Source organism: Nocardia sp. NPDC003345, from assembly GCF_053589395.1.
In genome coordinates this window covers 1-14,193 of record NZ_JBSFRU010000046.1, presented here as the reverse complement: position 1 = coordinate 14,193, position 14,193 = coordinate 1, and the positions used below count along the sequence as shown (strand labels likewise).

The 14,193-nt window shown below is 69.2% G+C and carries 11 protein-coding genes; 8 read left to right on the top strand and 3 right to left on the bottom strand.

Annotation, left to right across the window (positions count from 1 at the left end; genetic code table 11):
- The first annotated feature begins 154 nt into the window (after positions 1–154).
- Together pcrA and ACWDU1_RS08390 are read left to right on the top strand one after the other, a co-directional pair.
- Entirely contained in the window at positions 155–2,878 is a 2,724-nt protein-coding gene (gene pcrA / locus ACWDU1_RS08395; protein ID WP_449996752.1) for a DNA helicase PcrA, read from the top strand.
- A 38-nt stretch (positions 2,879–2,916) separates the two neighbouring features.
- Complete coding sequence (locus tag ACWDU1_RS08390) at positions 2,917–3,342, top strand: hypothetical protein (RefSeq protein WP_449996750.1); 426 nt, start codon at positions 2,917–2,919, stop codon at positions 3,340–3,342.
- 43 nt (positions 3,343–3,385) lie between these two features.
- Here ACWDU1_RS08390 and ACWDU1_RS08385 read toward each other — a convergent pair whose 3' ends face one another.
- Entirely contained in the window at positions 3,386–4,720 is a 1,335-nt protein-coding gene (locus ACWDU1_RS08385; protein WP_449996749.1) for a peptidoglycan DD-metalloendopeptidase family protein, read from the bottom strand.
- Positions 4,721–5,330: 610 nt separating this feature from the next.
- Here ACWDU1_RS08385 and sucC point away from each other — a divergent pair.
- The 6 genes from sucC (at position 5,331) to purH (ending at position 12,772) form a co-directional block, all read left to right on the top strand.
- Positions 5,331–6,494 carry an ADP-forming succinate--CoA ligase subunit beta gene (gene sucC, locus ACWDU1_RS08380; RefSeq protein WP_449996748.1) on the top strand — a complete coding sequence of 388 codons (1,164 nt, stop codon included), beginning with the start codon at positions 5,331–5,333 and terminating at the stop codon, positions 6,492–6,494.
- Between the two features lie 42 nt (positions 6,495–6,536).
- Complete coding sequence (gene sucD / locus ACWDU1_RS08375; protein ID WP_449996746.1) at positions 6,537–7,451, top strand: succinate--CoA ligase subunit alpha; 915 nt, start codon at positions 6,537–6,539, stop codon at positions 7,449–7,451.
- A gap of 433 nt (positions 7,452–7,884) precedes the next feature.
- Positions 7,885–8,808, top strand: a complete 924-nt coding sequence (locus ACWDU1_RS08370) for a DUF5336 domain-containing protein (RefSeq protein ID WP_449996745.1) — start codon at positions 7,885–7,887, stop codon at positions 8,806–8,808.
- A 67-nt stretch (positions 8,809–8,875) separates the two neighbouring features.
- Complete coding sequence (locus ACWDU1_RS08365) at positions 8,876–10,426, top strand: cell division protein PerM (protein ID WP_449996743.1); 1,551 nt, start codon at positions 8,876–8,878, stop codon at positions 10,424–10,426.
- Between the two features lie 112 nt (positions 10,427–10,538).
- Positions 10,539–11,213: a phosphoribosylglycinamide formyltransferase gene (purN, locus tag ACWDU1_RS08360; RefSeq protein ID WP_449996771.1), complete on the top strand. Its 675-nt coding sequence runs from the start codon at positions 10,539–10,541 to the stop codon at positions 11,211–11,213.
- Positions 11,210–12,772 carry a bifunctional phosphoribosylaminoimidazolecarboxamide formyltransferase/IMP cyclohydrolase gene (gene purH, locus ACWDU1_RS08355; protein ID WP_449996742.1) on the top strand — a complete coding sequence of 521 codons (1,563 nt, stop codon included), beginning with the start codon at positions 11,210–11,212 and terminating at the stop codon, positions 12,770–12,772. The genes purN and purH overlap by 4 nt, the downstream gene beginning before the upstream one ends.
- A gap of 117 nt (positions 12,773–12,889) precedes the next feature.
- Here the strand turns inward: purH and ACWDU1_RS08350 are convergent, their stop codons facing one another.
- Both ACWDU1_RS08350 and ACWDU1_RS08345 read right to left on the bottom strand, forming a co-directional pair.
- On the bottom strand, positions 12,890–13,183 hold the full coding sequence (locus ACWDU1_RS08350; RefSeq protein ID WP_449996740.1) for a hypothetical protein: 294 nt from the start codon (positions 13,181–13,183) through the stop codon (positions 12,890–12,892).
- 153 nt (positions 13,184–13,336) lie between these two features.
- A complete protein-coding gene (locus ACWDU1_RS08345; RefSeq protein WP_449996738.1) occupies positions 13,337–13,801 on the bottom strand; it encodes a hypothetical protein in 465 nt (154 codons plus the stop codon).
- Between the last annotated feature and the right edge of the window lie 392 nt (positions 13,802–14,193).

The following is a 14,193-nucleotide window of genomic DNA, read 5'->3' as shown; positions in this document are numbered from 1 at the left end:
TTTCCAGTTTGCCACGGTCCGCGAGGTATGCAAAACGGTCACGGTTGGGTATACCGCGAGCGAGGAGCGCAGTTGCGGCACAGTAGCCGGCCATACCACCGAATTCGGCCGAGTGTTCGATCGTGTCGGGTCGCGGCGGTAGCGTGAACAGACGATGGACATCACAGCGGCAGCACCTCGTTCGGATTCGGCCACTCCCCGCGCACAGCACTCCGGTGCCGGCTCGCCGGCGGCCGGCGCGTCCGAGCGCGGGCCGGGTGCGCCGCAGCTACCCGGCCTCGAATATCCGTCCGAGCCCGCATCCGAGGGCGCGGCACCGGGCGGGCTGGCCGCGCTGCAGCGGCGGGTCCAGGCCGAACAGACCCAGCGCCGCACGGATGCCGCCCAGCGGCGCGCCGAGGAGGCCGACGCGCTGCTGGAGGGGCTGAACCCGCAGCAGCGCGCGGCGGTCCTGCACACCGGGCCACCGTTGCTGATCGTGGCGGGCGCCGGTTCGGGTAAGACAGCGGTGCTGACCCGCCGGATCGCCTATCTGCTCGCCGCCCGCGGCGTCACGCCGGGGCAGGTGCTGGCCATCACCTTCACCAACAAGGCCGCCGCCGAAATGCGCGAGCGGGTTATCGAGCTGGTGGGTCCGCGCGCCGCGAGTATGTGGGTGTCGACCTTCCACTCCAGCTGTGTGCGCATCCTGCGTACCCAGGCGGCGCTGCTCCCGGGGATGAACTCGAACTTCTCCATCTACGACGCCGACGATTCCCGCCGCCTGCTCACCATGATCGGCCGGGATCTGGAACTCGATCCCAAGAAGTATTCGGCGCGCCTGCTGGCCACCGCCATCTCGAATCTGAAGAACGAGCTGATCGGCCCGGAGCAGGCGGGTAGCGACGCCGAATTCGAGGACGTGGACCTGCCTCGCGTCGTGGCCCGGGTCTACGCCGAATACCAGCGGCGGCTGCGCGCGGCCAATGCGCTGGATTTCGACGATCTCATCGGTGAGACGGTGGTGCTGCTGCAGAAGCATCCGGAGGTCGCCGAGTACTACCGTCGCCGCTTCCGGCATGTGCTGGTCGACGAGTACCAGGACACCAACCACGCCCAGTACGTGCTGGTGCGGGAACTGGTGGGGCATCACGGCCCGGGCGCCGAAACCGCTACCGAGGCCGCCGATACCGATGCCGGCGCCGCCGCGGCCGATCCCGCGGCCGACGCCGATGCCGCGGACCGGGAGGAGAACCCGCGGGCCGTACCGCCCAGTGAACTGTGCGTGGTCGGTGACGCCGATCAGTCGATCTACGCGTTCCGTGGCGCGACCATCCGCAATATCGAGGAATTCGAACGCGACTTCCCCGACGCCGAGACGATCCTGCTCGAGCAGAACTACCGCTCCACCCAGAACATCCTGTCCGCGGCGAACGCGGTGATCGCCCGCAATACCAACCGCCGCGACAAGCGGTTGTGGACCGAAGCCGGTGAGGGCGAACTCATCACCGGTTATGTCGCCGACAACGAGCACGACGAAGCGGCCTTCGTGGCCCGCGAGATCGACCGGCTGGTCGACGCGGGTGAGGTCGCCTACTCCGATATCGCGGTGTTCTACCGCACCAACAACAACTCCCGGGCACTGGAGGAGATCTTCATCCGGATGGGGCTGCCGTACAAGGTGGTCGGCGGGGTGCGGTTCTACGAGCGCAAGGAAGTGCGCGATATCGTCGCCTACCTGCGTGTCCTGGAGAATCCGGACGATGCGGTGAGCCTGCGCCGCATCCTCAACACCCCGCGCCGCGGGATCGGGGATCGCGCCGAGGCCTGTGTGGCCGTGCACGCCGAGCAGCGGGGTATCGGTTTCGCCGAGGCGCTGCGCGCCGCCGCCGCCGGTGAGGTCGCGCTGCTGAACACCCGGGCCCGCAACGCTATCGCGGGGTTCGTCGCGCTGCTGGAACAGATCCGGGCCGCCGGTGAGATGGACGAACTGGATTTTCCCGATGTGGGCGCCGTGGTGGAGGCGGTGCTGGATCGCACCGGATATCGCGCCGAGCTGGAGGCATCCGACGATCCGCAGGACGGTGCGCGGCTGGACAACCTCAACGAACTGGTCAGCGTGGCCCGCGAATTCAGTTCGGAGGCGCGTAACGCGCTGGAGGCGGCGCGGGCCGAGGGCATCCTGCCGGAGACCGGCGAGGGAGAACCGGAACCGGGCTCGCTGGCCGCGTTCCTGGAGCGGGTTTCGCTGGTGGCCGATACCGATCAGATCCCCGACGAGGGGGCCGGGATGGTCACCATGATGACCCTGCACACAGCCAAGGGCCTGGAATTCCCGGTGGTATTCGTGACGGGCTGGGAGGACGGGCAGTTCCCGCATCTGCGCGCCCTCGGCGATCCGGCGGAGCTGGCGGAGGAACGGCGGTTGGCGTACGTGGGAATCACCCGTGCCCGGCGGCGGCTGTACCTCACCCGCGCGGTGGTGCGATCGGGGTGGGGGCAGCCGGTTTTCAACCCGGAGTCCCGGTTCCTGCAGGAGGTCCCGGATCATCTGATCGACTGGCAGCGGCTGGAGCCGAAGCGCCCGTCGGCGCCGGAACGTTTCGGTCGTCGGCGTGGCGCGGAGTCCGGTGATACCGACTGGACGGGCGGCTGGCCGCAATCGCGAGAGCCGCGGCCCGGAATCCGGGAAGGCCGGTCCGGCCGTCCCGGTATCGCCCGCAACAACGTGGGCCTGGCGCTGGCCGTCGGCGACCGGGTCAGCGATGACAAGTACGGGCTCGGCCGGGTGGTCGCGGCCGACGGGGTCGGCGATATGGCGAGTGTGACCATCGACTTCGGTACCGGCGGCACCATCCGGCTGATCCCGAAGTTCAGCCAGACCCTGACCAAGCTGTAGGCGGCCCACGGCCGCGTGCGGCGGGTTAGATTTCGACCATGAAGTCCCTCGCTCAGCATCTGTTGTGGTTCCTGCCGATGCTCTGGCTCGGTATGGTGCTGGCGATCTCGTTCCTGGAGGCGCCGCTGAAGTTCCGGGCACCCGGTGTGAGCACCGAACTCGGACTGGGAATCGGCCGCATCGTGTTCCGGGCGCTGAACCTCGCCGAATCGGTGCTGGCCGCGCTACTGGTGGTGTCCGTGGTCGTCCTCGGCCCCGGTGCCGGGGTCTGGACCTGGACGGCGATCGCGGTGGGGGTCCTCATTGTGCAGCTGGCCGTGGTGCGGCCGCCGCTGTCGCGCCGGTCGGACCGGGTGCTCGCGGGCGAGGAACTACCCCGTTCGACCGCGCACTACTGGTACATCGCGCTGGAGGTCGCCAAGGTGATCGCGCTGATAGGGCTGGCGATCACCGCGGCGCCGTGAGCCCCGGGCCCATCGGAGCGCGGACCGGGCCGGAGGTACCGGGTCAGTCGCCGCTGCCGTTGAGGCCGATTCCGCGAGTCGCCAGCCAGGGCACCGGATCGACCTTGTCGCTGCCGTTCAGCCAGACCTCGAAATGGCAGTGCGGGCCGGTGGAGAAACCCCGGTTGCCCATCGTGGCGATCTGATCGCCGGCGAACACGTATTCACCGATCGATACCGTGGTGGTGTCGACATGCCCGTACACCGTGACGGTGCCGTCGGCGTGCAGCAGCCGCACCCACATGCCGAAGCCGGACGCGGGCCCGGCATCGATGACCTCGCCGTCGGCCACCGCGTAGATCGGGGTGCCGATCGGACCGGCCACATCGATACCCAGATGCTGGACGCCCCAGCGGGCGCCGAATCCGGAGGTGTAGGAACCGCTGGCGAAGCGGGCGAACAGCGGACGGAACTTGGCTTCTTCCGCCTGGGCCAGGTTGTGTGCGAATTCGGCGCCGTTGGCGAGCATCTCCCCGAACCGGCCCGCGTCGACCGGCGCACCGGCGCCGAGCATCTGCGGCGATTTGGTGTCGCCCACGACGGCGGGATCCTCGGTGGCCATCGACTGGGCCGCGATCTCGTGTACCGAACCGGCGGCCTCGTAATCGGTGGCCTGCTGCTGCTTCTGTTCGCCGGGGGCGGCGGTGGCGCATTGCCCGGCCGCGACGACCGCGCCGGCGGCGACTGCGACGACCGCGGCCCGGCCCTTGAGGGCCGACGGCGGCGCGGCCACGCGGTGCGCGCCGCGGGAGCGGGACTGCTTGGTCTCCTCGGCGGGCTCCGCGTCCTCGGGCACGCTCTCGAGCGCCTCGGCGATGGTGGCCGGACGGACCCGCTCGGTGGGCCGCGGGTGATCCGCGGACTCCCGGGGTGCGGGCTCCTCGGCCCAGGGCTGGGGATCGGTCCAGCTCTGGTGGGTGTTCCAGTTGGGATCGCTGTGCCAGGCGGGCTTTTCGTGCTGCTGCCAGTCGCCGTTGTCCTGCCAGCCGGGGTTGTCCTGCCAGTCGGCGCCGGTCCAATCGCCGCCCTGCGGGGCGTCCCAGGACTGCTGCTGCTCGGCCGGCGGCCACGCCGGTTGACCGGCGGGCGCGTCCCACTGCTGCGCGGCGGGCTGCGAGTCGGCCCAGCTCTGATTGGTGGCCCAGAAATCGTCTGCCGCGGCGCGATGCGAATCGGCGGCGGCGGACGCGGCGGCGGTATTCAGCGGGCGGCGGCGCGAGCGGCTGTCTCCCGGGGCGCCGAAAGCGTTGAACGGCTGCGGCCCCTGATCGACGGGATCGCGATGGCGGCGGCCTGTTCGGTTGTCGTACTGAGGGTTCAGGGTCCCGCGGTGGTTCATCGGCCGATCCGATTGCGGACGGCGGCACCGGTGGATCCCCCGAAGAGGGTGCGATGCGGCCCCGGGGTGGCGACCGCCGAACGGCCCTGCGACTGCGGAGCGGGGTGCTGCGTCAAGCTGCCGTCCTCTCTCAACCTGCTCACGGGAGCATAATCCTGGAGATCTCTACTCGCGCGATAACCGGGTGCGCAAGCGTCCACGCCTGAGCAACGCTCGTGATCGAGCTGTGACATCAACCGCTTCGACGGTAACGAAACGATTGCGGCGCGGCAAGCGGTAGGCCGTACTCAAACGTTACTGTGACATTGATCACCTTTCGGTGGTTCAAATGCTCACCGGCGGAAACTCTGGATGGTGATTTCACGCGACCGGTTTCACGGCTGCCGGACCGCATCTGCCGGATCGCCTGCGGAAGCGCCGGAAGCTACTCGCCGGTAGCCTTGGCCTGCGGGTTTCAGGTCCCCGCGGCGAGGCCCGTGACCTGCGCCACTTAGGATGAACGTGCCCGATCGGCCGTCCCTATGAGTGGTTAGAGTCCGAGCGACCCGCTACCGACGTCGGGCCGCCAACAAAGACGTTGTCATAGCAACGCAGACGAGACGGTGAGTACATGGATCTCTTCGAATATCAGGCGAAGGAGCTCTTCGTAAAGCACGGAGTGCCCTCGTCGGAAGGCCGCGTAACCGACACAGCCGATGACGCGCAGGCGATCGCCGTCGAAATCGGCAAACCGGTGATGATCAAGTCCCAGGTCAAGGTCGGCGGCCGTGGCAAGGCGGGTGGCGTGAAGTACGCCGCCACCCCGGACGACGCGCTGACCCACGCCAACAACATCCTCGGCCTGGACATCAAGGGCCACATCACCAAGAAGATCCTGGTCGCCGAGGCGAAGGATATCGCCGAGGAGTACTACATCTCCTTCCTGCTCGACCGCACCAACCGCACCTACCTGGCCATGTGCTCGGTCGAGGGCGGTATGGAGATCGAAGAGGTCGCCGCCACCAAGCCCGACCGGCTGGCCAAGGTGCCCGTCGACGCGGTCAAGGGTGTCGATCTCGCGTTCGCGCGCTCCATCGCCGAGCAGGGCCACCTGCCCGCCGATGTGCTCGACGCCGCGGCCGTGACCATCCAGAAGCTGTGGGAGGTCTTCGTCAACGAGGACGCCACCCTGGTCGAGGTCAACCCGCTGGTCCGTACCCCGGACAACGAGATCCTCGCGCTCGACGGCAAGGTCACCCTGGACGAGAACGCCGAGTTCCGCCACCCCGACCACGCCGAGTTCGCCGACCGGGACGCGACCGATCCGCTGGAGCTCAAGGCCAAGGAGAACGACCTCAACTACGTCAAGCTCGACGGCGAGGTCGGCATCATCGGCAACGGCGCCGGTCTGGTCATGTCCACCCTGGACGTCGTCGCCTACGCGGGCGAGAACCACAAGGGTGTCAAGCCGGCCAACTTCCTCGATATCGGCGGCGGCGCCTCCGCCGAGGTCATGGCCAACGGGCTCGACGTGATCCTCAACGACGCTCAGGTCAAGAGCGTCTTCGTGAACGTCTTCGGCGGAATCACCGCGTGCGACGCGGTGGCCAACGGCATCGTCAAGGCCCTCGAGATCCTGGGCGACGAAGCCAACAAGCCGCTGGTGGTCCGCCTGGACGGAAACCGGGTGGAAGAGGGTCGCAAGATCCTCGCCGAGGCCGCGCACCCGCTGGTGACGCTGGCGCAGACCATGGACGAAGGCGCCGACAAGGCCGCCGAACTCGCGGCCCGCTGAGTCGACCTACCAGGGCACGCCCAGTAAAGGACAAACAGAACTATGTCTATCTTCCTCAACAAGGACTCGAAGGTCATCGTCCAGGGCATCACCGGTGGCGAGGGCACCAAGCACACCGCCCTGATGCTGAAGGCGGGCACGCAGGTCGTCGGCGGTGTGAACGCGCGTAAGGCGGGCACCACCGTCGCGCACACCGACTCCGACGGCAACGCGGTCGAACTGCCCGTATTCGCCACCGTGGCCGAGGCCATGGAGAAGACCGGTGCCGACGTCTCCATCGCGTTCGTGCCGCCGAAGTTCTCCAAGGACGCCATCATCGAGGCCATCGACGCGGAGATCCCGCTGCTCGTGGTCATCACCGAGGGCATCCCGGTGCAGGACACCGCCTACGCGTGGGCCTACAACGTGGAGAAGGGCGCCAAGACCCGGATCATCGGCCCGAACTGCCCCGGCATCATCACCCCCGGCGAGGCGCTGGTCGGCATCACCCCGGCCAACATCACCGGCAAGGGTCCGATCGGACTGGTCTCCAAGTCCGGCACCCTGACCTACCAGATGATGTACGAGCTGCGCGATTTCGGCTTCTCGACCTCCATCGGTATCGGTGGCGACCCGGTCATCGGCACCACCCATATCGACGCCATCGAGGCGTTCGAGAAGGATCCCGAGACCAAGCTGATCGTCATGATCGGTGAGATCGGCGGCGACGCCGAGGAGCGGGCCGCGGCCTACATCCAGGCCAACGTCACCAAGCCGGTCGTCGGCTACGTCGCCGGCTTCACCGCCCCCGAGGGCAAGACCATGGGCCACGCCGGCGCCATCGTCTCCGGTTCCTCGGGCACCGCCCAGGCCAAGAAGGACGCGCTGGAGGCCGCGGGCGTCAAGGTCGGCAAGACGCCGTCCGAGACCGCCGCCCTGGCGCGCGAGATCCTGGAGAAGGCCGCCGTCTCCGCCTGATCCGGCCGCCGCACGAAACGCAGAGGCCGCCCGCCGCAAGGCCGGGCGGCCTCTGTAATTTGGATGCGCTCCGCGCCTCGAGGGTGGGGCGGTAATTTTGGATGCGCTCCGCGCCTCGAGGGTGGGGCGGTAATTTTGGAGGCGCTCCGCGCCTCGAGGGGGGGGCCCTGTTAACCCGGTTCTTCACTCCCGCCGGTCGCTGCGCTCCCTCTGGTCGCTCCAGAACCGGGCGGGCCCCACCCATTGGATGCGACCATTCGGGGAGACGGGATGTCATTCGTCTCACGCGACCCGGAACACCTGCATGAGTTCCGCGTTCATGTGGTGGTCGAGGGCAGCACCCGATGGAGGGTGCGTGCACTCGTGTGCGTGCAGTAGCGTCAAAGGGAATTCAGCCGTCAAGTACGTATGACTCGACCTAGGAGATGACGACATGTCATACCCGACCGGGGGCTCCGGGTACAACGCACCCGTTCCGCCCTCCGTTCCGCCCAATCCCGGCCAGCAGGCGGCCGGTGGCGCGAGCGCCGCCGGGGCCGACGGGAAAGGACTGCCGTTCTTCCTCACCATCGGTGCCGCGGCGGTGGGCGTCCTCGCCTTCCTGCTCGGCTTCCTGTCCTACGTGGGCGCCGATTCGGACCTGGACCTGCCCTCGTCGGCCGATACCAGCCTGAATCTGTTCGAGTATCAGGAAGCTCCCATCGGCGGGCTGCTGCTGATCGCGGGCCTGCTGGCGGGTCTGTCGCTGCTGCCGAAGCAGAATTGGGTCGGTGCCGCCGCGGCCGTGGCGGGTGGCACGTTCTTCACCATCCTGTTCCAGATGTTCACGCTGCCCGAAGGTGCGAAGGCCGAGATCGGGCTGTACCTGATCCTGGTTCTCGCGCTGGTGCAGACCGGTCTCGCGGTCGCCGTGGTGCTGTTCGACATCGGCATCCTCAAGCCGCCGGCGCCGCGCCCGTCCACGCCGGGCGGATTCCCCGGCGGCCAGCAGGGTTACGGCCAGCAGCAGTACCAGCAGCAGGGCTACGGCCAGCAGCCGCAGCAGTACAGCAGCGGTCAGCAGCAGCAAGCGTCCTACGGTCAGCAGGCCCAGCAGCAGCAGGGTTACAGCCAGCAGCCCTACGGTCAGCAGCAGGGTTACGGTCAGCAGCAGGGTTACGGCCAGCAGCCGCAGCAGTCGCCGTATGCCGGTGGCCAGCAGCAGCCCTCGCCGTACGGCCAGCAGCAGCCGCAGCAGGCCTACGGTCAGCAGCCGCAGCAGCCCGGCCAGCAGGCCCAGCCCTTCGGCGGCGAACAGCCCGCCGATCCGGCCGCCGACGCCACCCGGGCGTTCCGGCAGTCCGACGACCAGAAGTGATCCCCGGCGGTCCCCGGCGCGGCGCGCCTGAAGCGCGCGTGCCGGGGCAACTGCCACTCTGAAATCCATGAGTGCCCCGCGTAGCTCGTCGTCCCACCCGCTCCGGGGCGCACGCCGCAATCCGGAGCGGCCGGCCGGGGAACCGGGTCCGCTCTCACCCGATCGCGCCCGGGTACTCCTCTATGTCGCCTTCCGGCCCGCGGCATTCGCCTTGGCCGCCATCGTGGTCACCATGCTGGCGACTCTGCTCAGCGCCGGTAGCGATCTCACCGGGCTCAGTGGTTCGGTCGCCGCCGGCTGGCTGGCGGTACATCAGGTGCCGCTGCTCATCGGCACCACCGCCGTGAGCCTGCTGCCGGTTCTGCCCACCGCCCTGCTGCTGTGGGCCACCGCCCGGGAGGCCGCCGGCGCCGTCGACACCGAACCCACCGGCGCCGATCTCGGCTGGTTGTGCGGGGCGGCCGTAGGTGGCCCGCTGCTCATCACGGCGGTCTGTCTGGCCGTCACGGAGGACGCGTCGGGTTCCATTGCCCTGCAACGCCCCAACCCGCTGGCTGCCTTCGTATGGGTGCTGGTCCTGCATCTGATCGCCACCCTCGGTGGTGTCGCCTTCCGATGCCGGGCACGGATTTTCGACGCTCTTCCCTACGATGTGATCGCCGCCGCCTATGTCGCGGGACGCTCGGCGCTGCGACTGCTCGCCGGCGCGGCCGTGCTGATCGTGCTGGGCCTGCTCGTGCACTGGTCACAGGTGGGCCGGACCTACGGCAACGCCGAGGGTTTCGTGGACGTCCTCGGCCTCACCCTGCTCTCGCTGCTGTATCTGCCGAACGCGGTGATCGCCGGAGTGGGTGTGCTGGTGGGCCCGGGAGTCCAGTTCGGTGACGCCTCGGTGGGCGTTTTCACGGTGGTGGGCGGTCCGGTCCCGGCGGTGCCGGTGCTCGCCGCGGTGCCGACCGGTCCCGCGGCCCTGTGGTGGGCGGTGCTGCTCATCGTGCCCGCCGCGATCGGAGTGTACGGCGGCGTCGAATCGGCCCGGGTGAGCTATGACCGCCCCGGTGCGCCGTGGGCGCTGCTGGCCTCCGCCGGCCTGGGAAGTTTCGTGCTCACCGTGGCCGCGGCGCTGGCCGGCGGCGATCTCGGGAATTTCGGCCGGCTGGGCGTGGAGCTGCCGGTTTTCGCGCTGGCGGTGTTCGCCTGGCTGGCGATTCCCGGTTACGCGGGCCTGTTCTACGCCCGGACCTTCCTGGTGTCGTTCCCGACCCCGCTGCTGCGTCATCCCGACGCCCTGTTCGATCCGGACGACGTCGATTACGGCGACGACCGGCCGCAGTACCCGGATCGCGCGCACGACACCCGGGCCCTGCCTTCCGGGCGGCTGCCCGAACTTCCCGCGGACGCGGGCGGCGGGTCGGATCGTTACGCGGATCTGCTCGACGGGCCCCCCGCCGAGAAGGTCGGACCGGAGCCGCCGCTGGAGGTGGAGATCGTCGACGACGAGCCCCGTCCGGGCCGGTCCGGATCGCTGTCGGATTCCGAGGGCGCCGGGCACGAGATCCTCGATGCCGAAGTGGTCGACCCGGATCTGCTCGACGACGACTCTCGCGACTCCAGGTAGCGCGGCCGGCCGGGCAGCCGCCGGACGCGCCGCCGAGCGCGTCTACTAGGCTCTATCCGTGCCGAGGGTCCCATCCCGCGGCCGGTGGTCCGGCTGCGGTGGCGCCGCCGTCATCCCTTCGAACTCCAGGAGTAGAACCCTGACCGCCCCGGAACGCACCGATTCCAGCCCGGCCGGCCTGGTGGTACTCGCCTCCGGGACCGGGACGCTGCTGCGCGCGCTGATCGAAGCGGCCGCCGATCCCGCCTACCCCGCGGTGATCCGGGCCGTGGGCGTGGACCGCGAATGCGCCGCTGCCGAGCATGCCGCGTCCGCCGGGATCCCCACCTTCCGGATCGAGGTCGGCGACCACCCCGACCGGGCCGCCTGGGATACCGCCTTCACCGCCGCCGTCTCCGGATACGCACCGGATCTGGTGGTCTCCGCGGGGTTCATGAAACTGCTCGGGCCCGAATTCCTGGACCGCTTCGGCGGCCGGATCATCAACACCCATCCGGCGCTGCTGCCCGCCTTCCCGGGCGCGCACGGGGTGCGCGACGCGCTCGCCTACGGCGTGCGGGTCACCGGTTCGACGGTCCATCTGGTGGATTCCGGAGTCGATACCGGGCCGATCCTGGCCCAGGAGGCGGTCCCGGTGCACCCCGGCGACGACGAGGCCGGGCTGCACGAACGTATCAAGGTCGTGGAACGGCGTCTGCTGGTGGAAATCGTCGCCGCCGCCGCCACGCGTGGAATTGTCTCCGATGGAAGAAAGGCATATATCCCTGATGAGCGAGTTCTCCGGTGAGTGAGCGCACACCGATCCGCCGGGCGCTGGTGAGCGTCTACGACAAGACCGGGCTCGTGGAGCTGGCGACCGCACTGCACGCGGCCGGGGTCGAGCTGGTGTCGACCGGGTCGACGGCGGCCCGTATCGCCGACGCCGGGGTCCCGGTGACCAAGGTCGAGGAGTTGACCGGGTTCCCGGAAACCCTGGACGGCCGGGTCAAAACCCTGCACCCGAGGGTGCACGCGGGCATCCTCGCCGATACTCGCAAACCCGAACACCTCGCCCAGCTCACCGAACTCGGTGTCGATATGTTCCAGCTGGTGGTGGTGAACCTCTACCCGTTCAGCGAGACGGTGGCCAGCGGTGCCACCCCCGACGAATGCGTGGAGCAGATCGATATCGGCGGCCCGTCGATGGTGCGCGCCGCGGCGAAGAACCATCCGTCGGTGGCCGTGGTGGTGAACACCGGTGACTACGAGAGCGTCCGGAAGGCGGTGGCCGACGGCGGTTTCACCCTGGCCGAACGTAGCGCGCTGGCCGCCAAGGCTTTTCAGCACACGGCGAGCTACGACGTGGCCGTGGCGACCTGGATGTCGGAAACCTTGGTGGACCGGGACGGCGCGGACGAGGAATTCCCGGCCTGGCTGGGCGCGAGCTGGGAGCGCGGCGCGGTCCTGCGCTACGGCGAGAACCCGCATCAGCGGGCCGCGCTGTACACCGACGGCGCCGGTAGCCGCGGCCTCGCGCAGGCGGAGCAGCTGCACGGCAAGGAGATGTCGTACAACAACTACACCGACGCCGACGCGGCCTGGCGCGCCGCCTTCGATCACGCCGGTCCCACGGTGGCGATCATCAAGCACGCGAATCCGTGCGGGATCGCGACCGGCGCGGATATAGCGGAGGCGCATCGCAAGGCGCACGCCTGCGACCCGGTGAGCGCGTTCGGCGGTGTCATCGCGACCAACCGGGAGGTATCGGTGGCGATGGCGCAACAGGTCGCGGAGATCTTCACCGAGGTGATCGTGGCCCCCTCATACGCCGACGGTGCGGTCGAGGTGCTGCAGCGCAAGAAGAACGTACGGATCCTGATCGCCGAACCGCCCGCGCCGCAGGGTATGGAACTGCGGCCGGTGAGCGGGGGCCTGCTGGTGCAGGACCGCGACGCGGTCGATGCCGCCGGTGACGATCCCGCCAACTGGACCCTGGCCGTCGGCGAACCCGCCGACGCCGCGACGCTGGCAGACCTCGAATTCGCCTGGCGCGCCTGCCGGGCGGTGAAATCCAATGCCATCCTGCTGGCCCATGAGGGCGCTTCGGTGGGTGTCGGGATGGGGCAGGTCAACCGGGTCGATTCGGTGCGGCTGGCTGTCCAGCGGGCCGGTGACCGGGCCAAAGGCTCGGTGGCGGCCTCCGATGCGTACTTCCCCTTCCCCGACGGCCCGCAGTTGCTGCTGCAGGCCGGTGTCCGCGCCATCGTGCAGCCGGGTGGGTCGGTGCGGGATCAGGAGACCATCGACGCGGCCCGCGAGGCCGGGGTCACCATGTACTTCACGGGCGCCCGCCACTTCGCCCACTGACGACGCGGGGCGCCGGATCACTCCGGCGCCCCGTTGTTTCCGCGTCCGTGACCCCCGGCGGCGATATGCCGCAGGCGGGTGTCCCGGATTCGCCCCGAACAGGTCGGGTCCACGTCGTCAGTGACAGATCGGGGGGCACTGAGAGGGGACGCCGAACAGCGCGCCCAACAGCATGAATAAACTACCCGCTGCCTCGGCGGAACCCGAGGACACCGGCCCGGTGAGTGCCGAGCCGCTGCCCTCGTCACCCAGCGCGGAACCGGTGGAAGGGCCGGCGACCGATTGCGGCCGAGCAGTAGGGGCGGCCGGCTCGAGGGGAAGGCCGGGCCCCGCGGTGGCGGTAGCGGTGCCTGCCACCGAGCCGGCGGCGATCGCCAGTGCGACGATGCCGCGGGCAAGAGTCTTCTGCATATCCGTGTTCCCTTCTGCGGTCGCCGCGCGACCATCGGTCGATACGAGAAACACGCTATTGAGGATTGCGGCCACCAGGCAGCCAGAACTTACCCTGCCCCGAAAACTGGTGGCACGGAATATGTTCGAACCGTGAGCAGGGCCGCCGGACTCTCACACAGCGCTTTGGACGCGGCGACTGCCGACCGGGGCGTCGAGCTGGATCTCCAGGGTGCCGAAAACGGCCATCATCACGCACATCTTGCCGGTGGCGTCCGCGCGGGTGCCCTCCTGAAGGGCCACGGTGATCGTCTCCGGATCCTCGGTCACCGCCGCGTTCACGCCATAACACTCCGGAACACCCGATTCGAAATGCACGGCGATACGGTCCGCACCCACCCGCGTCCACGACGTGAACGGAATGGGATGAGCGCCGACCAGATCGGGGTCGGCGGTGAACATCCGCCCGGGATCGGCCCCGGGGACCTCGGTCGGAGCCGCGGGCGGTTCCACACCGGTCGCCGATGAAGCGGAAGCACCTGCCGGTTCCGCGGCCGGGCCCTGATCGCCACCGCAGGAGGTGAGCGCGACGACGGCGCATACGGCCAGAACTATCAGCGAACCCCGCGATACGACCATGCGCCCACTGTAGTGGTGGGCGTGCGCTGTTCATGGTTGCGGTGGGTGAGCACCAGGACGGTGGCGGGGTGCTCAGGGGGCGGGTGGGCTGGGGCGCCGGGGGCGGGTGGCCGCGCGCGAGGTTGGGGAGGCTCGTGGAGGTGAGGAGGTGAACTTGCTCGCGGAGGTGGGGAGGTGACGTCGCCCGTCGAGGTGGGAAGGTGGGCCCCATGCGGGCACGGACAGGTGGCCCTGCTCGCCCAAGGTGGAGAAGTGACCTTGCTCGTGGAGGTGGGGAGGTGACCCCGCCCGCGGAGGTGAGGAGGTGACCCCGCCCGCGGAGGTGAGGAGGTGACCTTGCTCGCCAAGGTTCTGTGTTTATTGGCGCGGCTTCGCCGCGCGGGGTTCGGCCC

What these genes read in the sequence shown, in the direction of transcription:
- pcrA (WP_449996752.1), top strand. Translation starts at nt 155, where the DNA reads ATGGACATCACAGCGGCAGCACCTCGTTCGGATTCGGCCACTCCCCGC.
- ACWDU1_RS08390 (WP_449996750.1), top strand. Translation starts at nt 2,917, where the DNA reads ATGAAGTCCCTCGCTCAGCATCTGTTGTGGTTCCTGCCGATGCTCTGG.
- ACWDU1_RS08385 (WP_449996749.1), bottom strand. Translation starts at nt 4,720, where the DNA reads ATGAACCACCGCGGGACCCTGAACCCTCAGTACGACAACCGAACAGGC.
- sucC (WP_449996748.1), top strand. Translation starts at nt 5,331, where the DNA reads ATGGATCTCTTCGAATATCAGGCGAAGGAGCTCTTCGTAAAGCACGGA.
- sucD (WP_449996746.1), top strand. Translation starts at nt 6,537, where the DNA reads ATGTCTATCTTCCTCAACAAGGACTCGAAGGTCATCGTCCAGGGCATC.
- ACWDU1_RS08370 (WP_449996745.1), top strand. Translation starts at nt 7,885, where the DNA reads ATGTCATACCCGACCGGGGGCTCCGGGTACAACGCACCCGTTCCGCCC.
- ACWDU1_RS08365 (WP_449996743.1), top strand. Translation starts at nt 8,876, where the DNA reads ATGAGTGCCCCGCGTAGCTCGTCGTCCCACCCGCTCCGGGGCGCACGC.
- ACWDU1_RS08350 (WP_449996740.1), bottom strand. Translation starts at nt 13,183, where the DNA reads ATGCAGAAGACTCTTGCCCGCGGCATCGTCGCACTGGCGATCGCCGCC.
- ACWDU1_RS08345 (WP_449996738.1), bottom strand. Translation starts at nt 13,801, where the DNA reads ATGGTCGTATCGCGGGGTTCGCTGATAGTTCTGGCCGTATGCGCCGTC.